20 protein-coding genes are annotated in these 19,571 nt (G+C 75.6%); 12 read left to right on the top strand and 8 right to left on the bottom strand.

The window, feature by feature from the left end:
- Positions 1-15 precede the first annotated feature (15 nt).
- The 4 genes from FJR00_RS07540 to FJR00_RS07555 all read left to right on the top strand — a co-directional run bounded on the left by FJR00_RS07540 (position 16) and on the right by FJR00_RS07555 (position 3,492).
- A complete protein-coding gene (locus FJR00_RS07540; protein WP_141338164.1) occupies positions 16-828 on the top strand; it encodes a biotin--[acetyl-CoA-carboxylase] ligase in 813 nt (270 codons plus the stop codon).
- A gap of 38 nt (positions 829-866) precedes the next feature.
- Entirely contained in the window at positions 867-1,661 is a 795-nt protein-coding gene (locus FJR00_RS07545) for an enoyl-CoA hydratase/isomerase family protein (protein ID WP_141338165.1), read from the top strand.
- A 76-nt stretch (positions 1,662-1,737) separates the two neighbouring features.
- Positions 1,738-2,424 (top strand): response regulator transcription factor, encoded by a 687-nt coding sequence (locus FJR00_RS07550; RefSeq protein WP_075958838.1) that lies wholly within the window; start codon positions 1,738-1,740, stop codon positions 2,422-2,424.
- Between the two features lie 6 nt (positions 2,425-2,430).
- Entirely contained in the window at positions 2,431-3,492 is a 1,062-nt protein-coding gene (locus FJR00_RS07555) for a sensor histidine kinase (RefSeq protein ID WP_141338166.1), read from the top strand.
- On the opposite strand, the gene FJR00_RS07560 is transcribed toward FJR00_RS07555, so the two are convergent.
- On the bottom strand, positions 3,465-4,001 hold the full coding sequence (locus FJR00_RS07560) for a GtrA family protein (RefSeq protein WP_075958764.1): 537 nt from the start codon (positions 3,999-4,001) through the stop codon (positions 3,465-3,467). The two genes, FJR00_RS07555 and FJR00_RS07560, sit on opposite strands and share 28 nt — an antisense overlap.
- A gap of 41 nt (positions 4,002-4,042) precedes the next feature.
- Between FJR00_RS07560 and FJR00_RS07565 the strand changes: the two genes are divergently transcribed.
- From FJR00_RS07565 to FJR00_RS07585, 5 genes are all read left to right on the top strand, one after another.
- Entirely contained in the window at positions 4,043-5,275 is a 1,233-nt protein-coding gene (locus FJR00_RS07565; RefSeq protein WP_238330376.1) for a 5-(carboxyamino)imidazole ribonucleotide synthase, read from the top strand.
- 41 nt (positions 5,276-5,316) lie between these two features.
- Positions 5,317-5,799 carry a 5-(carboxyamino)imidazole ribonucleotide mutase gene (purE, locus tag FJR00_RS07570; RefSeq protein WP_141338235.1) on the top strand — a complete coding sequence of 161 codons (483 nt, stop codon included), beginning with the start codon at positions 5,317-5,319 and terminating at the stop codon, positions 5,797-5,799.
- A 47-nt stretch (positions 5,800-5,846) separates the two neighbouring features.
- Positions 5,847-6,866 (top strand): LLM class F420-dependent oxidoreductase, encoded by a 1,020-nt coding sequence (locus tag FJR00_RS07575; RefSeq protein WP_141338167.1) that lies wholly within the window; start codon positions 5,847-5,849, stop codon positions 6,864-6,866.
- Between the two features lie 55 nt (positions 6,867-6,921).
- Positions 6,922-8,079, top strand: a complete 1,158-nt coding sequence (locus tag FJR00_RS07580; RefSeq protein WP_141338168.1) for an acyl-CoA dehydrogenase family protein — start codon at positions 6,922-6,924, stop codon at positions 8,077-8,079.
- 79 nt (positions 8,080-8,158) lie between these two features.
- The gene (locus FJR00_RS07585) at positions 8,159-9,220 is read left to right on the top strand and encodes a serine hydrolase domain-containing protein (RefSeq protein WP_141338169.1); all 1,062 of its coding nucleotides are present in this window, start codon (positions 8,159-8,161) and stop codon (positions 9,218-9,220) included.
- A gap of 42 nt (positions 9,221-9,262) precedes the next feature.
- Here FJR00_RS07585 and FJR00_RS07590 read toward each other — a convergent pair whose 3' ends face one another.
- The gene (locus FJR00_RS07590) at positions 9,263-11,098 is read right to left on the bottom strand and encodes a serine/threonine-protein kinase (RefSeq protein ID WP_181409539.1); all 1,836 of its coding nucleotides are present in this window, start codon (positions 11,096-11,098) and stop codon (positions 9,263-9,265) included.
- Positions 11,095-12,438, bottom strand: coding sequence for an LCP family protein (locus tag FJR00_RS07595; protein WP_141338171.1), 1,344 nt, complete (start codon positions 12,436-12,438; stop codon positions 11,095-11,097). The genes FJR00_RS07590 and FJR00_RS07595 overlap by 4 nt, the downstream gene beginning before the upstream one ends.
- A 91-nt stretch (positions 12,439-12,529) precedes the next feature.
- Between FJR00_RS07595 and FJR00_RS07600 the strand changes: the two genes are divergently transcribed.
- Positions 12,530-13,513: a glycosyltransferase family 2 protein gene (locus FJR00_RS07600; RefSeq protein ID WP_272949578.1), complete on the top strand. Its 984-nt coding sequence runs from the start codon at positions 12,530-12,532 to the stop codon at positions 13,511-13,513.
- Between the two features lie 13 nt (positions 13,514-13,526).
- Here FJR00_RS07600 and FJR00_RS07605 read toward each other — a convergent pair whose 3' ends face one another.
- The 3 genes from FJR00_RS07605 to FJR00_RS07615 are packed head-to-tail and all read right to left on the bottom strand — an operon-like array spanning position 13,527 to position 15,759.
- Positions 13,527-14,201 carry a 3-oxoacid CoA-transferase subunit B gene (locus FJR00_RS07605; protein WP_141338172.1) on the bottom strand — a complete coding sequence of 225 codons (675 nt, stop codon included), beginning with the start codon at positions 14,199-14,201 and terminating at the stop codon, positions 13,527-13,529.
- A 3-nt stretch (positions 14,202-14,204) separates the two neighbouring features.
- Positions 14,205-15,008 carry a CoA transferase subunit A gene (locus tag FJR00_RS07610; protein WP_141338173.1) on the bottom strand — a complete coding sequence of 268 codons (804 nt, stop codon included), beginning with the start codon at positions 15,006-15,008 and terminating at the stop codon, positions 14,205-14,207.
- A 10-nt stretch (positions 15,009-15,018) separates the two neighbouring features.
- Positions 15,019-15,759: a TIGR03089 family protein gene (locus FJR00_RS07615; protein WP_141338174.1), complete on the bottom strand. Its 741-nt coding sequence runs from the start codon at positions 15,757-15,759 to the stop codon at positions 15,019-15,021.
- 64 nt (positions 15,760-15,823) lie between these two features.
- Between FJR00_RS07615 and FJR00_RS07620 the strand changes: the two genes are divergently transcribed.
- Complete coding sequence (locus FJR00_RS07620; protein WP_238330378.1) at positions 15,824-16,807, top strand: DNA-3-methyladenine glycosylase family protein; 984 nt, start codon at positions 15,824-15,826, stop codon at positions 16,805-16,807.
- A gap of 17 nt (positions 16,808-16,824) precedes the next feature.
- Here the strand turns inward: FJR00_RS07620 and FJR00_RS07625 are convergent, their stop codons facing one another.
- Complete coding sequence (locus FJR00_RS07625) at positions 16,825-17,976, bottom strand: coenzyme F420-0:L-glutamate ligase (protein ID WP_238330379.1); 1,152 nt, start codon at positions 17,974-17,976, stop codon at positions 16,825-16,827.
- Entirely contained in the window at positions 17,973-19,007 is a 1,035-nt protein-coding gene (locus FJR00_RS07630; RefSeq protein WP_141338175.1) for a 2-phospho-L-lactate transferase CofD family protein, read from the bottom strand. The genes FJR00_RS07625 and FJR00_RS07630 overlap by 4 nt, the downstream gene beginning before the upstream one ends.
- A gap of 268 nt (positions 19,008-19,275) precedes the next feature.
- Between FJR00_RS07630 and FJR00_RS07635 the strand changes: the two genes are divergently transcribed.
- Positions 19,276-19,545, top strand: coding sequence for a WhiB family transcriptional regulator (locus FJR00_RS07635; protein ID WP_075958776.1), 270 nt, complete (start codon positions 19,276-19,278; stop codon positions 19,543-19,545).
- The last annotated feature ends 26 nt before the right edge of the window (positions 19,546-19,571 follow it).

The following is a 19,571-nucleotide window of genomic DNA, read 5'->3' on the forward strand; positions in this document are numbered from 1 at the left end:
CTTACCCTTGACCGCATGACCGTCGTGCGATGGGCCGCGCCCGAGCGGCACGAGTCGATCGGCTCGACCAACACCGAGGCGCTGAGCGACCCCCGGCCCGGCCGGGTGGTCGTCGCCGACCACCAGACCGGGGGCCTGGGCCGGCGCGGGCGCCGGTGGGAGTCGCCGCCGGGCCGGGGGCTGGCGGTCAGCGCCGTGGTGCCGGCCGTGGCCCCCGAGGTCATGGGCTGGCTCCCGCTCGCCGCCGGCCTCGCGCTCGTCCGCGCCCTCGCCGGGAGCCGCTGGCCGGTGCCGGCCGCCCTCAAGTGGCCCAACGACGTGCTCGCGGTGCTGCGGGCCCCGTCCCCGCACCAGGATCCGGTCCTGACGACCGGGGACGGCCGGGACTGGGGAAAGGTCGCCGGGATCCTGGCCCAGGTGGCCGACGCCCGGGCCGGCACGGTGGTCCTCGGTGCCGGTCTCAACGTGGACCACGGGCCGGACGAGCTGCCCGTGCCCACGGCGACCTCCTGGCGGCTGGCGCGCGGTGGTGCGCCGCTGCCCCCCGGGGCGCGGGAGGACCTGCTGCCGCTGTACCTGCACCACCTGGGCTCCCTCCACGCCCGGCTCGCCGGGGGTGCGGCCGGGGCCGTGCGCACGGCATACCTCCAGCGGTGCGTCACGGTCGGGCTGCCGGTGGTGGTGCACCGGCCCGACGGCGGCCGCACCGGGGGCACGGCCGTGGACGTGGACGCGGACGGGGCGCTCGTGGTGGAGGGGCCCGCGGGCCGGACCGTGCACCACGCGGGGGACGTCGCGCACGTCCGGCCCGCGCCGGGGGACGGGTGAGCACCGGCCCGGTGCGGCCGGACGCTACCCTGCCAGCCATGGACGCACCCACGATGCTGCAGGTCACCCGGCACGGAGACGACGGTCACGTGGTCGAGGTGGCGCTGGACCGCCCGGCGTCGATGAACGCCGTCAGCACCGACTTCTCCCGCGAGATCACGGCCACGATGACCGCGCTGTCGGCGGACGAGGACGTCCGGGCGGTCGTGGTCACCAGCACCTCCCCGCGGGCCTTCTGCGTCGGCGCCGACCTCAAGGAGCGCAACGGCTTCAGCGACGCCCAGATGATGGACCACCGGCTCGTCACCCGGAAGGCCTACCGCGCCGTCCTCGACCTGCCGATGCCGGCCGTGGCGGCGGTCGAGGGCTTCGCCCTCGGCGGAGGTATGGAGATCGCGCTCAGCTGCGACCTCGTCGTCGCCGGGACGGAGGCGACCGTCGGCCTGCCGGAGGTGGGCGTCGGGGTCGTCCCGGGCGGCGGCGGGACCCAGCTGGTGACCCGCAGGGTCGGCTGGTCGCGGGCCGCGTCGATGATCTTCACCGGCCGCCGGATGACGGCGAAGGAGGCGCACCGGCTGGGCGTCCTCGACGAGCTCGTGGAGGCCGGCACGGCCCGGGACCGCGCCCTGGAGATCGCTGCGCAGATCGCGGGCAACTCCCCGGTGGCCGTCCGCAACGCCAAGCGCGCGATGCGCCTGGGCATGGGGGTCGACCTGGCCGCCGGCCTGGAGATCGAGGACGGAGCCTGGCGGGCGACCGCCTTCAGCGGGGACCGCAAGGAGGGTGTCGCCGCCTTCGCCGAGAAGCGCGCGCCGCGGTGGCCCGGACGTTGAAGAGGCACGGGGGCGCATACTGTGTGGTCGGTATCGCCGGTACCGACCGGGCCCCGGACCACGTGAGGAGGACGAGGTGAGCACCAAGGTGCTGCTGGCCGAGGACGACCCGGCCATCTCCGAACCCCTGGCCCGGGCCTTCCGGCGGGAGGGCTACGAGGTGACCGTCGCTGAGGACGGGCGCGCCGCCCTCGCCGAGGGGTCCCGCAACGGGGTCTACGACCTGCTCGTGCTCGACCTGGGCCTGCCCCGGCTCGACGGCCTCGCCGTCTGCCGGGGGCTGCGGGACGCCGGCGTGGGCATCCCCGTCCTCATGCTCACCGCCCGCACCGACGAGATCGACACCGTCGTCGGGCTGGACGCGGGCGCCGACGACTACGTCACCAAGCCGTTCCGCCTCGGGGAGCTGCTCGCCCGGGTCCGGGCGCTGCTGCGCCGGGGCCCCGAGCCGCCGCTGCGTCCCTCTCCCGGGTCGCTGCGCATCGACGTCGACGCCCGTCGGGTCTTCCTCCACGACGAGGAGGTGCGGCTGACGACCAAGGAGTTCGACCTGCTGCGCGTGCTCATGCGCGAGGAGGGACGGGTCGTCCCGCGCGAGGTGCTCATGCGCGAGGTCTGGGACAGCTGGTACGGCTCGACCAAGACGCTCGACATGCACGTCTCGGTGCTGCGCCGCAAGATCGGCGACGACGCCCACGACCCGCGGTACATCGTCACCGTCCGCGGGGTCGGCTTCCGGTTCCAGAACGACCCGCAGGACTGACCCGCCGTGCGGGCGGTCTTCCGCGAGCTGGCCCGGCGGGTCACCCTGTCGGTGCTCGGGGTGGTCGTGGGGGTGCTGCTGGCGATCGGCTGGATCCTGGCGCAGGTGCAGGCCGCCCTGGGCCCCGAGGCGGAGGGGCTGCCGTGGTGGGGCCTGCTGATCGCGTCGGTGGCGGGGGCCCTGGGCGTGGTCGCCATCGTCTTCCCCCTGGCCCGGCACCAGGCCGACCAGGTGGGGGAGACGGTGATCGAGCCGCTGCGCCGGCTGGCGCACCGCGCCGACGAGATGGCCTCCGGCGGGTTCGCCCTCGACCCCGAGGCGCGCCCGGGCCGGTTCGTCGAGCCGGGCCCCTGGCCGCAGAGCGTCCCGGAGATCGACGCGATCGTGCGCGAGGTCGACCGGCACCACACCACCTTCGCCCGGGCGCTGGTCTCGGAGCGCTCGTTCGCCGCGGACGCCTCCCACCAGCTGCGCACCCCGCTGGCCGCGCTGCTCCTGCGGCTGGAGGAGATCGCCCAGGCCGACGACGCGGGCCTGGCCCGGCAGGAGGCCGAGATCGCCATCGGCCAGGTCGAACGGCTCACCGGGGTGGTGGACGAGCTGCTGCGCCGCACCCGGGTCGGCCACGCCTCCGGCGGGGGCCTGTGCTCGGTGGACCAGGTGCTCGCCGGGCTGGACGCGGAGTGGTCGCCGGCCCTGGCCGAGGAGGGCCGGGAGATCGACCTGTGGAGCGAGCGGGGGATGATCGTGGAGTCCAGCGCGTCATCCCTGTCCCAGGTGCTCAACACGCTGGTCGAGAACGCGCTCGTGCACGGGGCGGGCACGGTCCGTGTGCACGCGGGCAGGTCCGGTCCCTCCGCGGTGTTCACCGTCTCCGACGAGGGCCCCGGGATCCCGGTCCGGCTGTCCCGGTCGGTCTTCGACCGGGCGGTGACCACCGGCGGCGGGACCGGCCTGGGGCTGGCCGTGGCCCGGGAGACGGCGGAGTCCCTGGGCGGGCGGATCGAGCTGACCCGCCTGAGCCCCCCGGTCTTCTCGCTCTACCTGACCCTCGCCGAGAGGCCCTGAGCGGCCGCCCGCCGCGCCTCGCGCTCCTCCTCGGCCAGCTCCTCGCGGAAGACGAAGGTCCGGTAGGCCCAGAAGCGGAACAGCGTGCCCAGCGCGAGCCCGATCCCGTTCGCGGCGACGTTGTCGGCCAGCTGGCTGTCCAGCCCCAGCACGTAGCGGGAGAAGGCCAGGCAGGCCAGCGCGATGCCCAGGCCGACGGCGTTGAAGAAGAGGAACAGGACCAGCTCGCGGCCCATCGCCTCGCTGCGGCGCCGGCGGAAGGTCCACCACCGGTTGCCCGTCCAGGAGAAGAGCGTGGCGACGCTGGTGGAGACGACCTTGCCGAGCAGCGGGGACCCGGCCATCGGGCCTTCGACCAGGCCGGGCAGGCCGAAGACGAGCAGGTTGTACAGGGTCGTGTCCAGCACGAACGCGACCGCCCCGACGGTTCCGAACTTGGCCACCTCGGCCACCAACGTCCGCCACGCCCCGCGCAGGCGGGCGACCAGGGTCGGGCGGGGTGGGGGCACGGCGGGAGTGTACGCGCCAGGACTGGATAGGCTCGGCGTCCGTGAGCACTCCACCCACCTCATCCCCCTCCCCGCCGCTGCGCGCCGAGGGCGGGTTCCCGGTCGTCGGCATCGTCGGCGGCGGGCAGCTCGCCCGGATGTGCCAGCCCCCCGCGGTCGGGCTCTCGCTGACCCTCTCGGTGCTCGCCGAGGCCGAGGACGCCAGCGCCGCCCTCGTGGTCCCGCACAGCCCCGTCGGCGCGCACACAGACGCCGGGACCGTGCTCGACTGGGCCCGGCACTGCGACGTGGTGACCTTCGACCACGAGCACGTGCCCGCCGAGGTGCTCGAGGAGCTGGTCCGCGCCGGGGTGCCCGTGCACCCCTCGCCGCAGGCCCTCGTGCACGCCCAGGACAAGCTGGTGATGCGCCGTCGGCTCAGCGAGCTGGGCATCCCCTGCCCGGCCTGGGCGACCGCCCGCACGGCCGGCGACGTGGAGGAGTTCGCCGCCCGGGCGGGCTGGCCGGTGGTGGCCAAGACGCCGCGCGGGGGCTACGACGGCAAGGGGGTGCGGGTATGCCGCAGCGTCGCCGAGCTCGACGACTGGCTCGCCCAGGTGGGGCAGCCGGGGGCGCTCGCCGACGGGGTGCTGCTCGAGGAGGCGGTCGACTTCACCCGCGAGCTGGCGGTGCTCGTGGCCCGCAGCCCCTCCGGGCAGGCCGCGGCCTGGCCCGTTGTGGAGACCGTCCAGACCGGCGGGATCTGCACCGAGGTGCTGGCCCCGGCCCCCGGCCTGGACGACGACCTGGCGCGGGCGGCCACCGAGGGCGCGCTGCGGGTCGCCGGGGAGCTGGGGGTCACCGGGGTGCTGGCCGTGGAGATGTTCGAGGTGCGGGGGCAGGACGGGCGTCCCGGCTACGTCGTCAACGAACTGGCGATGCGGCCCCACAACAGCGGGCACTGGACGATCGAGGGCGCGGTCACCAGCCAGTTCGAGCAGCACCTGCGGGCCGTGCTCGACCTGCCGCTCGGCGACCCGTCGGCCCGGTCCGGGTGGACCGTGATGGCCAACGTGCTCGGCGGCGAGCACCCCGACCTCTACCCGACCTACCGCCACCTCATGGCTCGGGACCCGGGGCTGAAGATCCACCTCTACGGCAAGGGGGTGCGGCCCGGGCGCAAGCTGGGCCACGTGACCGTCTTCGGCGACGACCTCGACCCCGACGCCCTGCCCGCGCTCCGGGAGCGGGCGCGGCACGCCGCCGACTACCTGCAGGGAGTGGTGACCGAGTGAGCCCCGACCAGAGCCCCGCCCCGCCCCTCGTCGGCCTGGTCATGGGCAGCGACAGCGACTGGCCCGTCATGGAGGCGGCCGCCCAGGTGCTGGAGGAGTTCGGCGTGCCCTACGAGGCCGACGTCGTCTCGGCCCACCGGATGCCGACCGAGATGATCGACTACGGCCGGTCGGCCGCCGACCGCGGGCTCCGCGTCATCGTCGCCGGGGCCGGCGGGGCCGCCCACCTGCCCGGGATGCTCGCCTCGGTGACGGTGCTGCCGGTGGTCGGCGTGCCCGTGCCGCTGAAGCACCTCGACGGCATGGACTCCCTGCTGGCCATCGTGCAGATGCCGGCCGGCATCCCCGTGGCGACCGTCTCGGTGGCCGGGGCGCGCAACGCCGGTCTGCTGGCGGTGCGCATGCTCGCCGCGGGCGAGGGGGAGCAGGCGGCGACCTGGCGACGGCAGCTGGCCCGGTTCGCGGACGACCTGCGCGACCAGGCGCACGCGAAAGGGGCCCGCCTGCGGCAGCGGCGCGGCTGACGGGCCCCGCGGCGGCGGGCGTGCCGTGGCGGGGCTACGTTGGGGCCATGCGCTTCGGAATCTTCGTCCCCCAGGGCTGGCGGATGGACCTCGTCGGCATCGCCCCCGAGCACCAGTGGGGGGTGATGCGCGACCTCGCCCAGCGGGCCGACGCCGAGGAGGCCTGGGAGTCGCTGTGGGTCTACGACCACTTCCACACGGTCCCCGAGCCCAGCCACGAGGCCTGCCACGAGGCCTGGTCGCTGATGGCGGCCTTCGCGGCCGTCACCGGCCGGGTCCGGCTCGGCCAGATGTGCACGTGCATGAGCTACCGGGACCCGGCCTACCTGGCCAAGGTCGCCGCCACCGTCGACGTCGTCTCCGGCGGACGGCTGGAGATGGGCATCGGTGCCGGGTGGTACGAGCACGAGTGGCGCGCCTACGGCTACGGCTTCCCCACGGCGGGGGAGCGGCTGGCGCGCCTGCGCGAGGGGGTGGAGATCTTCCGGCAGATGTGGACGACCGGGTCGGCCACCCTCGACGGCGAGCACTACCAGGTCGACGGGGCGATGTGCTGGCCGCGCCCCCTCCAGGGGACCGTCTTCCCCGGGTCGGAGCGCAACGGCATACCCGTCTGGGTCGCCGGTGGCGGGGAGCGCAAGACGCTGCGGATCGCCGCGGAGCATGCCGACTACACCAACTTCGACGGGACGCCCGAGGTCTTCGCCCACAAGTCGGAGGTGCTGCGCGGCCACTGCCAGGACGTCGGGCGCGACGTCGACGAGATCGTCCGCAGCGCCAACTACAACGTCGTGATCGGGCGGGACGAGGCCGAGGTCGAGGAGCGGCTGGCCTTCGTCAAGGACCTGTTCCTGCGGGCGGGGGTGGCCGAGGAGAAGGCCCGGCAGCAGGTGGACGGGCTGCGGACGCAGCCCGCGGTCGGCACGCCCGAGCAGATCGTGGAGACCCTCGCTGGCCTGCAGGACATCGGGATGACCTACGCCATCACCTACTTCGCTGAGGCCGCCCACGACACCTCCGGGATCGAGCTGTTCGAGGACGAGGTGATCCCCGCGCTGGCGGGCTGAGCCCACGACGGACCGCGGCGTCGGCGGCTGCTGACCCGCGAGTAGGCTGCGGGCCATGAGCGACTTCGACCTGTTCCGGATCAGCGAGGACCACGAGGCGTTGCGCGAGGCGGTGCGCGAGGTCACCGCGGCCCAGATCGCGCCGCACGCCGCGGCCGTCGACGAGGAGGGCCGCTTCCCGGCCGAGGCGCTCACGGCGCTCGTCGCGACCGACTTCCACGCCCCGCACATCCCGGAGGAGTACGACGGGGTGGGCGCCGACGCCCTGGCCACCTGCATCGTCATCGAGGAGGTGGCCCGCGGCTGCGCCAGCTCCTCGCTCATCCCGGCCGTCAACAAGCTCGGCACCATGCCGCTGCTCATCGCCGCCAACGACGACCTCAAGCAGAAGTACCTGCCGCCGGTGGCCCGCGGCGAGGCGATGTTCTCCTACGGCCTCTCCGAGGCCGGTGCCGGGTCCGACACCGCGGGGATGAAGTGCAAGGCGGTCAAGGACGGCGACCACTACGTCCTCAACGGGCAGAAGTCCTGGATCACCAACGCCGGGGAGTCGCAGTTCTACACGGTCATGGCCGTCACCGACCCCGACGGGCCGCGGGGACGCAACGTCAGCGCGTTCGTCGTGGAGAAGTCCGACGAGGGCTTCACCTTCGGCGCCCCCGAGAAGAAGATGGGCATCAAGGGCAGCCCCACCCGGGAGCTGCACTTCGACGACTGCCGCATCCCGGCCGACCGGATGGTCGGCGGGCCCGGCGAGGGCCTGAAGATCGCCCTGCGCACCCTCGACCACACCCGCGTCACCATCGGCGCCCAGGCCATCGGCATCGCCCAGGGCGCGCTCGACGCAGCGCTGGCCTACGTCAAGGAGCGCCAGCAGTTCGGCAGGGCCATCGCGGAGTTCCAGGGCGTGCAGTTCATGCTCGCGGACATGGGGATGAAACTCGAGGCGGCGCGGCAGATGGTCTACGTGGCGGCGGCCAAGTCCGAGCGCGGCGACGACGACCTGACCTTCTTCGGGGCGGCCGCCAAGTGCTACGCCTCCGACGTGGCCATGGAGGTCACCACCGACGCGGTCCAGCTCTTCGGCGGCTACGGCTACACCAAGGACTTCCCGGTGGAGCGGATGATGCGCGACGCCAAGATCACCCAGATCTACGAGGGCACCAACGAGATCCAGCGCATCGTCATGGCGCGCCAGCTGCTCAAGGGGTAGGCCCCTCGCCGGGCCGCGGGCACCGTCCGCGGACAAAAACCCCTCGCCGTCCGTCACGGGGACCGGCCAGACTGGCCCCATGAGCGCGCACCCCTGGCAGAGCGTCCTGGACGAGGCCCACCGCCTCGAGGCGGAGGACGGCTTCTCCGGGATCCTGCGGGTCTCCCGCGGCGAGGAGGTGCTGCTCGAGTCCTGCCACGGCCTCGCCGACCGCGCGAACGGCATTCCCGTGCACCCGGGGACCCGGTTCGCCACCGCGTCCCTGAGCAAGATGTTCACCGCCGTCGGGGTCCTCGACGCCGCCGGGCGGGGGGAGGTGGGCGTGCACGACCGGGTGGTGGACGTCCTGCCTCCCGAGCTGCGGCCCCGGACCCTGAGCCCGGACGTCACGGTCCACCACCTGCTCTCCCACACGTCGGGCGTCGCCGACTACTTCGAGGAGGACGAGGACCTGCCCGGCTACCGGGAGGACTACGGCGACATCTGGGACCGGATCCCCAACTACCGGGTCCGGGACTACGCGGCGCTGCTGCCGCTGTTCGCAGACCTGCCGCCGGTGTGCCCGCCGGGCACCACCTACCACTACAGCAACGCGGGCTACGTGCTGCTGGGGATCCTGCTGTCGCACGTCTCGGGGATGCCCTTCGCCGAGGCCGTGACGACGAGGGTGCTCGGGCCGGCCGGGATGGCGGACAGCGGCTACCCCGCCTTCGACGAGGTCCACCCGGACGTGGCGGCTGGCTACCTGCCCCCGCTCGCCCCCGGGCTGCCGTGGCGTACGAACATCTACTCCGTCCACCCCGTCGGCGGCGGCGACGGGGGCGCGGTCGCCACCGCCTCGGACGTCGACCGGTTCCTGCGCGCGGTGCAGCAGGGAGGGGTATGGCGCGGGGTCTCCCCGGCGGACCTGCTCACCCCGCGCGTGCGGGCCGGAGGACGGTGGTCGGTCGGCTACGGGGTCGAGGTCCGCGACGACGGGGTGTTCGGCAAGGACGGCGGGGACCCCGGCGTGTTCTCCGTCTCGCTCCGCCGCCCGGAGGACGGCACGACGCTGGTGGTCCTGGCCAACGTGGACGAGGAGGCGGTCCCCGGGCTGCCCGACCTCACGAGGGCGTTCGTGGGTGCGGTGCTGGGACGCTGAGCCCGGGGGAGCGGCGCGGGCCCCGGGCCGTGCGGGGGCGGCTCAGCCGTCCCCGTCGCCTCCGGGGTCCGGGTCGGGGTCCGGGTCCGGGCCCCGACCCTCCTCGTCGGTGTCCCTCGTGTCCTCGTCCGTGCCGTCCTGGTCGTCCCCTGAGGTGTCCGGGTCGGTCACCGGACTCTCCTCCTCGGCCGGGGCGTCCTCGGCCGGGGCCTCCTCGGCCGGCTGGTCCTGCGCCGGTTGGTCCTGCGTCTGGTCCTCGGCCGGGCCCTGCTCGGGCAGCCCGGAGATCGTCGTCGTGCTCCGCAGCACGATGAGCGGATCCAGCTCGGGGCGGGCCACCTGGAGGTTCTCCTGCTGCACGACGGGGGCAGGCCCGCCGTAGTCGTAGGCCACCGTCGTCACCAGGTCCACCCCGCCGTCCGGGCGCCCGGTGCCCACCACCTCCTGCACCTCCACCCGGTCCAGGCCCTCGGCGATCCGGTCGTCGACGGACACCCCGGGCAGGGTGAGCTCCCGCGCCTCGGCGAGCCCCTCGTCGGCGAGCCGGCGGTAGAACTCGCGGGCGGTCTCCTCGGCCTCCTCGACCGACACCGGCTGGCCGGCGGTGGCGGTGGGGCGCTCGGGCGTCCCGCCGAGCCCGCCCGTGGTCGCGATCGTCCACGCGAGCCAGCCCAGCAGCAGGATCAACGGGACGGCCACCAGCCAGGCCAGCAGGCGGCCCCGGCCCCGGCCTCGGCGGGCCGATAATGCCGGGGCCCGGTCCGCCGGTGGGGTCGCGCCGTCGCCGCCACCCCCGGCGGTGGTCGACCGGGGCGGGCCGTGCGCCACCACCCGGGTGGGGTCGGCGCCGGCGTGCACCTGCTGCGTGGCGGCCGCCTCCTCACGGGTGCGCGCGGCGGCCGCGGCGGCGGCAGCACCCGCCCCGGCCACGGCGGTGCCCGCCCCGTCCAAACCCGCCGCGGCCGCGCCCGCCCCGGCCGCGGAGGCTGCGCCGCCCGTCTCCTGCCCTCCGCGGGCGACGGCCCGAAGCGCCTCCGCCGCCCGGTGGGCGGTCCACCTCGTGCGGGGATCGGGGTCCAGCATTCCCGCCAGTACCGGGGTCAGCGCACCGGCCCGCTGCGGGGGACGGGGTCGGTCGCGCACGATCGTGTGCAGCTGGGCCACGGGGTTGGCGGCGTCGGGGTAGGGGCGACGTCCCTCCACCGCGGCGTAGAGGGTCGCGCCCAGGGCCCACACGTCGGCCGCCGCCGACGGGTCCTCCCCGGCGGCGACCTCGGGCGAGAAGTAGGCGGCGGTGCCCGAGACCATCCCGGTGCGGGTGAGCTGGTGGTCCTCCTCGGCGCGCGCGATGCCGAAGTCGGTGAGCTTGGCGTCCTGCCCGGTCGCGTCCACGAGCAGCACGTTGCCCGGCTTGACGTCCCGGTGCACGACGCCGGCGCCGTGCGCCGCCGCGAGCGCGGTCGCCATCTGGGCGCCGATGGCGGCGACCTGGCGGACCGGCAGGGTGGCACCGCCCTCCAGGAGCGAGGCCAGCGAGGGGCCGGGCACGTACTCCATGACGATCCAGGGCGCCCCTTCGTGCTCGAAGGCGTCGTAGACGCGCACGACGTGCTCGTGGGCCAGCGCCGCGCTGGTCCGGGCCTCCCGCATGCCGCGGGTCAGCAGCACGTCGGCGTCGGCCTCGCCGGCCACCCGCTTGAGCGCCACCTCGCGCCCCAGGTGCTCGTCGCGGGCGTGCCAGACGGTCCCGCCGCCGCCGCGGCCCAGCGTGCCCAGGATCCGGTAGCGCCCAGCCACCACGTCCGGCCGGGCGCCCGCCGGGGTCTGCCGGGTGGTCTCCAGGTCCGGGTCGCGGTCCTGCTCGGGCACGTCGCTCACGGTTCGATGCTGACAGACTCGCCCCGCCGCAGGGCGCCGAAGAGCTCGGCGGCCCGCTGCTCGTCCCACAGCACGGCGCTGCCCACGGTCGTCTGGTAGTTCGCGTCGGCCACCGGGACGGTGACCGAGACGCCGCCCCCGGAGGCGATGCCCCGCATCGCCAGGGCCATCCGGGCGGCCTCGAGCACGCTGGTGTCCTCGCCCACGGCGACCGCCTCCCCGGTGGCGCTGCCGACGTCGTGGAGCCGCACGGGGTTGAGCACGGTGGCGGGGGAGGCCATCCGGGCGACCAGGGCGGCGAGGAACTCCCGCTGGCGCTCCACCCGGCCGATGTCGCCCCGAGCGTCGCTGTAGCGCATCCGGACGTAGCCGAGCGCCTCCGGCCCGGTGAGCTCCTGGCAGCCGGCGGCCAGGTCGATGTGCGCCTTCTCGTCCTGGATCGGCGCGTCGAGGCACATCCGGACGCCGCCGACCTCCTCGACGACGCCGACGAATCCGCCGAAGCCGATCTCCAGGTAGCCGTCGAGACGCAGCCCCGTGGCTCCCTCGACGGTCGCCGCGAGCAGTTCGGGACCTCCGATCGAGTGCGCCGCGTTGAGCTTGTCCAGACCGTGGCCGGGCACGTCCACGAAGGAGTCCCGGGGCAGGCTGACGAGCGTGGGCTCGCCGACGGTGGGCACGTGCAGCAGCATGACCGTGTCGGCCCGCGACCCCTCGGCGTAGCCGGTGCCGAACTCGCCGCGCTGCTCCTCGGTCAGCTGGTCGCGGCTGTCGGTGCCGACGAGCAGGTACGCCGAGCCCGCGGACCCCGCGGGTCGGGTGCCCTCGGGGGTGGCGTCCACCCGCACCAGGCCGTTCCACAGCAGGGCGAGGACGACGACCATCGACACCACGTAGGCCGTCAGCGCCAGCCCCAGGACGACGGCGAGGCGGCGCAGGCCGTAGCGGGGTCCCCGGCGACGGCGGGGCGGCCGGGAGGAGGCGGCGCGGCGACCGGTCGGCGGCCTCCCCGGGGGCCCGCCGCCGGACGCGGCCGGACGAGGACCCTGCCGGGGGCGCTCCCGCGGTCGCGGTCGCGGGACCCAGTCGCCGTTCTCGTCGTAGTGCCCCCGCGGCGGCTCCTGCCGCGGGACCGGACGGGTCGCCTCGTCCCCACCCCGGCGACCGTCGTACCCGTCGTACCCCGGGTCCCCTCCGAACCCGTCGTCCCCCTCGAACCCGTCGCCGCCCTCGTAGCCGTCGTACGCCGCGTCCCGGCCGACCGGGTCACCGGGCCGCCGTCCGGTCCGCGGGCGGCGCGGCAGGGGACGGGTCCAGTCATCCTCGGGGCGGTGGGGCACGACGACACAGACTAGGCCAGCGTCCTGTCCGGGTGCTGGGAACCCGCGCGCCCCGGCGATTCCCGCCCCGCGCGCCGGTAGCCTCTCCGGCGTGAGCACCCCCGCCCCGCCTGCTGCATACCCGCCCGTGTCCGTGGTCATGCCCGTGCGCAACGAGGAGGACCACCTCGCGGACGCGGTGGCGTCGGTCCTGGCGCAGGACTACCCGGGCGGGCTCGAGGTGGCGGTCGCGGTCGGCCCCAGCACGGACCGCACCCGCGAGGTGGCCGACCGGCTGGCCGCGGAGGACCCTCGGGTCGTCGTCGTCGACAACCCCACCGGGCGGACCCCCGACGGGCTGAACGCCGCCGTCCGGGCCTCCCGCCACGACGTCGTCGTGCGGATGGACGGGCACGGCGAGCTCTCGCCCGGCTACGTCCGGCGGGCGGTGGAGCTGCTCGAGGAGACCGGCGCGGCCAACGTCGGCGGGGTCATGCTGGCCGAGGGCACCGGCACCCTGCAGCAGGCGGTCGCCGTCGCGATGCGCTCCCCGCTGGGCATCGGGGCGGCCCGCTTCCACGTCGGGGGGAACGCCGGCCCGGCCGAGACGGTCTACCTGGGGGTCTTCCGGCGGGAGTGGCTGGAGCGGGTGGGCGGCTACGACCCGACGTTCGTCCGCGCCCAGGACTGGGAGCTCAACCACCGCATCCGGGAGGCCGGCGGGACGGTCTGGTTCAGCCCCGAGCTGAGGGTCAGCTACCGTCCCCGCTCGACGTGGCGCGACCTCGTCCGGCAGTTCTACACGACGGGCCAGTGGCGCCGTCAGGTCGTGCGGCACCACCCCGGCAGCGTCAACCTGCGCTACCTGGCACCCCCCACGGCGGTGGCCCTCGTCGCCGCCGGCACGGTGGGCGGCCTGGCCTGGCGGCCGCTGTGGGCGCTGCCCCTGGGGTATGCCGCCGCCGTCACCCTCGGCGGCGCCTGGATCGCCCGCGACCAGGCGCCCGGGGTGGTGGCCCGGATGCCGGGGGTGCTGGCGGTCATGCACCTGACGTGGGGCGCCGGGTTCCTCCGCGGACCCGACGCCCCCGCGTAGGCGCCGCCCGGGCTCAGCCCTGGGTCGGGGGCGTCGGCTCCGGGGTGGGCTCGTCGAGCGCGACCGTCAGCTCCGGACCGGTCTTCTCCACGACCTCCTCCACGGTGACGCCGTGGGCCACCTCGCGCAGGACCAGGCCCTCGGGCGTGACGTCGATGACGGCCAGGTCGGTGATGATCCGCTGGACGACCTTCAGGCCGGTGATCGGCAGCGAGCACTCCTGGACGATCTTGTGGCTGCCGTCCTTGGCCACGTGGTCCATGAGCACGATGACCTTCTTGGCCCCCATGACCAGGTCCATCGCCCCGCCCATGCCCTTGACCATCTTGCCCGGGATCATCCAGTTGGCGATGTCCCCGTCGGCCGAGACCTGCATGGCGCCGAGGATCGCGGCGTCGACCTTGCCGCCGCGGATCATCCCGAAGCTGGTGGCCGAGTCGAAGATCGAGGCGCCGGGGCGCAGCGTGACGGTCTCCTTGCCGGCGTTGATGAGGTCGGGGTGCTCCTCGCCCTCGTAGGGGTAGGGGCCCACGCCGAGGATGCCGTTCTCGGACTGCAGCACCAGCTCGACGTCGTCGGGCACGTAGTTGGGCACCAGGGTCGGCATGCCGATCCCGAGGTTGACGTAGTCGCCGTCCTTGAGCTCGGCGGCCGCGCGGGCCGCCATCTCCTCACGGGTCAGGGCCATGGCTCAGGCCTCCTGGGTCTGGTCGGAGGACCCGTCCGGCCGGGGCCGGGTGGTCCGCTTCTCGATGTCCTTGTCGGCGGCCTGCTCGGGGGTGAGGGCCACGACGCGCTGCACGTAGATGCCGGGCAGGTGGATCTCGTCGGGGTCCAGCTCGCCGGGCTCGACGAGCTCCTCGACCTCGGCCACGGCCACCTGCGCCGCCATCGCGCACAGCGGGTTGAAGTTGCGGGCCGACCGGTTGAAGACGAGGTTGCCGTGCCGGTCGCCCCTGGCCGCCCGGACCAGGCCGAAGTCGGCGAAGATCGAGTCCTCGAGGACGTAGTCGCGGGTCACGCCGCGCACGGTGTACTCCCGCGTCTCCTTGGGCGGGGACTCCTCGACGACGTTGCCCTCGGAGTCGTAGCGCCACGGCATACCCCCCTCGGAGACCTGCGACCCGACGCCGGTGGGGGTCCAGAACGCCGGGATGCCCGCACCGGCGGAGCGCATCTTCTCGGCGAGGGTGCCTTGCGGGGTGAGCTCGACCTCGAGCTCGCCGGCGAGGTACTGCCGCGCGAACTCCTTGTTCTCGCCCACGTAGGAGGCGATCGCCCGGCGGATCCGACGCTCGGCGAGGAGCAGGCCCAGCCCGGCGCCGTCGACCCCCATGTTGTTGGACACCACCTGCAGGTCGCGCGTGCCCCGGGCCAGCACCTCCTTGATGAGCACGGTCGGGATGCCGGCCAGGCCGAAGCCGCCGACGGTCATGGTCATGCCGTCGTCGAGGCCCTCCAGGGCCTCCGCCGCGGAGGAAACGACTTTGTCCATGCGGGCGAGGCTACCCGGCGGTCCCCTCGCCGAGGCTGCCGGGGCAGCGGTGGGTCACGCCCTCGGCCGCGAGCCGCTCCTCGGGGCCGCCGGCCGAGCCGCGGACGAGGACGACCGAGCCGTCGGCGGCCAGGACCTGCAGGACCTGGCGGACGGTCAGCCCCGGGTCCGTGGTGGTCACCAGGGCCCGGGCGCCGGGGGGCACGGCGGGCATCTCCTCGAGCAGCTCGGCGTAGCTGAGGCGGTCGCCGTGGTGGACGAGGGCGGTGTCGTCCTCGTCGGCCTCGTCCCAGGCGGCGAAGTCGTCGGCGAACCCGGCCAGCTCGCCCGCCTCGTCCATGACCCCGGAGCGCAGCTCGGCGCCGAACCCGCGAGCCAGCGCCGGCAGGGCCACGGCCACCACCTCGTCGCAGTCGTCCGCCAGGGAGCTGTCCGGGTCGGTGGTGACGAGCACGTCGGCACCCTCGTGGGCGTCCACCGTCAGGGTCGCGCCCACCGACCAGGCCGCGAGGGCCCAGTAGACGAGCCGCCAGTGCGGGCTGGGCAGGTCGACGAGGACGACGGTCCCGGGCTGGGCGTCGAAGGACTCCTGGAGCGCGTTGGCCGCCTTGGCGACCCAGGTGGCCAGGACGCGGCGGGAGATCTCGATCCGCTCGCCGGCGGCCTCGGGGGAGTCGTCGTAGAAGGTGATCGCCGGACGGGTGGCATCGGCGCCGACCGCGTCGGCGAGCACCTGGGGAGGGAGCTGCACGGGCTACACGCTAACCCGTGCCCGCGCCTTGCGCCGCGCCGCCCGCAGCAGGCACAGTGTCCGGGTGACAGCCACGGGCCTGCGCGCCGTCCCCTCCCCGGGGGTCGCCACGGGTGCGCCCGGGGGTGCCCGGCCCGCCCGGAGGGTATGGCGTGCCGCCTGGCCGGTGGACGTGCGCGCCACCTGGGGGGTGCTGTGCAGGGGCGCGGGGGACCCGGCCTGGCGGGTCGTCGCCGGGGCCCTGTGGCGGGGCCTGACGACGCCCGCCGGTCCGGTGACGCTGCGCGTCACGACGAGGGCCGCGGAGGCGACGGTGCTGGCGGACGCGTGGGGGCCGGGCGCCGACTGGGTGCTGGACCGGCTGCCCACGATGCTCGGCGAGGGGGACGTCGGGGCCGAGGGCTTCGTGCCCCACCACGACCTCGTGGCCCGGGCGCTGCGGCTGCACCCGGGCTGGCGGGTCCCCCGGACGGGGCTGGTGCTGGAGTCGCTCGTCCCGGCCGTCATCGAGCAGAAGGTCACCGGCCAGGAGGCCTTCTCCGGCTGGCGCCGCGTCGTGCAGCGCTTCGGCGAGCCGGCCCCCGGTCCCGGCGGCGCGCTGGGGGTGCGGGTGCCTCCTCCGCCGGCCGTGCTGGCGCAGATCCCCAGCTGGGAGTGGCTGCGCGCCGGGGTGAGCCCGCAGCGCTCGGCCACGGTGGTGCGGGTGGCCCGGGTGGCCGCCCGGCTCGAAGAGCTGCCCGAGCTGGACCTGGCGGCCGCCCGGCGGCGCCTGGTGAGCATCCCGGGCGTGGGGGTCTGGACCGCGGCCGAGACGGCGCACCGGGCGCTGGGCGACCCCGACGCGGTGAGCTTCGGCGACTACCACGTCGCGGCCAACATCGGCTGGGCGCTGACCGGCCGGCCGGTGGACGACCAGTCGCTCGTGGAGCTGCTGCGGCCCTACGCCGGGCAGCGCTACCGGGTGCAGCGCCTGCTGGAGCTCTCCGGGGCGGTCCGGCCGCGGCGGGGGCCCCGGATGGCGCCCCGGCGGCACCTGCCCACGGGCTGAGGGGCCTTCGCCGGCGCTCAGGCGTCCGGCGGCACCACCCGCACCGGTCCGGTCAGGTCCTCCCCGGCGAGGGCCACCTCGAGCCGGGCCGCCACCCGGCCGGCCAGGACCGGGTCGGGCGCGGACACGGCATACCCCCCGGCGGCGGAGCCCCCGACCGAGGCACCGTCGTGCCCGACGAGCGCCACCCGCACCGCCCGCGCGCCCCGCACCTCCTCGTCCTCGGGGGCGACGGAGGCGATGCCGACCTCCTCGGCGCGCGCGCTGCCCGGGGCCACCCCCAGGGCGGCGCGGACCGCCTCCCGGTGGCCCAGGGCGAACCAGTCGCCGGGGCCGGTCCGCACCAGGGCCGCCGCGCCCGTCCCGCCCTGGCCCGGGTCCGCGGCGGTGGCGATGACGAGCGCCCTGACGGCCGGTCCGCGCAGGAGCGCCGCGGGGACACCGTCGGCCTTGCCCCTGACCAGGTCGGCGGCGGCGGCCAGCTCGTCGCCGACCGCCCGGGTCGTCACGGCCAGGGGACGGCCGTCGTGGTCGGTGGCCCCGCGCAGGTCGTCGAGCACGGCCAGGCCGTGGGCCCCGAGGGCCAGGTCGGTCTGCCCGGCCCGCCAGGGCCGCCCGGCGGTGTCGCTGAGGAGCACGCCGAACCGCGTGCCGGGGGGCAGGGCCTCGGCGAGGGCGGCGTGCAGCGCGGCCGCGGCCGCGTCCGGGTCGCCGGGCAGCACGAGCAGCCCCCCGTCGGGACCGGTGTTGGACGCGTCGATCCCCGCGGCGGCCATGACGGGGCCGGCCTCCGCCTCGACGACCCGGGTGGTGCCGTGCGGCGTCCGGCGCTCGGCGACCACGCGACGGCTGCGCCGCAGGACCTCGGCCTCCCGGCCGCCCTGCGCGTCCGCGTCGACCCGCAGGCCCTGCGTCTTGGAGACGGCCTTGGCCGAGACGACGAGGACGTCGCCGTCCCGCAGGCCGCCGCGGGCCCTCGCCGCGTCCAGGAGCAGGCCCGCCAGGTCGTCGTCCGTGCGCAGCTCGGGCAGGCCGCGCAGGGGCAGGACGAGCAGCCCGTCCGGCCCGTCCTGCCCGGCCGGCACCGTCGGTCCGTCCTGCGCCGCCGGTCCGTCCGGTCCGTCCTGTACCTGCGACCTGCCCCCGGTCCCGGGTCCGACGGGGGTCACCGCAGCTCGTCGGCCAGGTCGAGGGCGGCCCCGGCGATGCGGGCGGCCCCCTCGACGTCCCGCATGAGCAGGTCGAGGGGACGGACCTGGACCCGCGGAGGGTAGCCCGCGTGCTCGTCGGCCGTGTCCACCAGCCAGCCGTCGAGCAGGTCCGCGTAGAGGCCGGCCACGCCGGCGGCGCTGACCTCGACGCCCAGGGGGGCCAGGCAGGCGTCCGCGTGCCCGCGGACGGGTCGCCCGCCGACGATGGGGCTGACCCCGACGACCGGCGCCCGGGTCCCTCGCAGCGCGTCCCTCACCCCGGGGACCCCCAGGACGATGCCGATCGAGACGACCGGGTTGCTCGGGGGCAGCAGGACCACGTCCGCGCCCCTGATCGCCTCCAGGACGCCCGGGGCGGGGGCGGCGCCGGACAGCCCGGCGACGGTGAACCGGCGCGCCGGCAGGGACGCGCCGTGGCGCACCCACCACTCCTGGAAGTGGATCGCCCGCTCCGGCACGCCGTCATCGGCCCCCCGGTCGGTGCCTGCGGCGTCGCCACTCCGGCCGGCAGGACCGTCCAGGGCGCCGGCGTCCACGACGACGTGGGTCTCGATGGGGCTGTCGGTGACGGGGAGCAGCCGCACGCCCTGCCCGGGCAGCCCCCACCGGGCGGCGATCCGGGCCGTCACCTCCGAGAGGGTGGCGCCCTGGGCCAGCCAGAGGCTGCGGGCCACGTGGGTCCCCAGGTCCCGGTCGCCCAGGCCGAACCACTGCGGCTGCACGCCCAGGGCCCCCAGCTCGCCCATGACCTCCCGGGTGTCGCCCTCGCGGCCCCACCCCTGCTCCTCGTCGACCCCGCCGCCGAGGGTGTAGAGGACCGAGTCGAGGTCGGGGCAGACCCGCAGCCCGAAGAGGGTGATGTCGTCCCCGGTGTTGCCGACGACGGTGACCTCGACCTCCTCGCCGGGGGCACGCCGCCGGAGCTCGTGGACCAGGCCGCGGACGAAACGGGCGCCGCCGACGCCGCCGGACAGTGCGGTGATCTGCATGCGCCCCATTGTGCGGGCGGGCGGCGCCGGGGACGGAGGCGGGCGGCGCCGGCACCCCCGGCCACCTGCGGCGGGACCGCTTGGGAGCCCCGCCGGGCCGGGGCCGCGCGACGTCCGCCCGCCGGCCAGGACGGGGACCACTAGCAGATCTGGGGTTGACTACGGCGGATGACACGCGTGTAATTCACCCATCGTGTTCTTCCCGACCGAAGGCAGCTCGGGCCCGGGAGTGGCGGTGGACGTGTTGGCGAGAGGTCGAGGAGGAGCCATGCACGAGATGGAGATGCTGAGCCTGCTGAGCGGGGCCGACGAGGTCGACGAGGCTTCCTGGCAGGAGCGCGCCCTGTGCGCGCAGACCGACCCCGAGGCCTTCTTCCCGGAGAAGGGCGGGTCGACCCGCGAGGCCAAGAAGGTGTGCGTCGGGTGCGAGGTGCGGGCCGAGTGCCTGGAGTACGCCCTGGCCAACGACGAACGCTTCGGCATCTGGGGCGGCCTGTCCGAGCGGGAGCGGCGCAAGCTCAAGAAGCGCGCCGTGTGACCGGCGGGTCCCGACCCGCCACGTCC

Origin of the sequence: Ornithinimicrobium kibberense (assembly GCF_006519705.1) — a bacterium.
Classification (GTDB): domain Bacteria; phylum Actinomycetota; class Actinomycetes; order Actinomycetales; family Dermatophilaceae; genus Ornithinicoccus; species Ornithinicoccus kibberensis.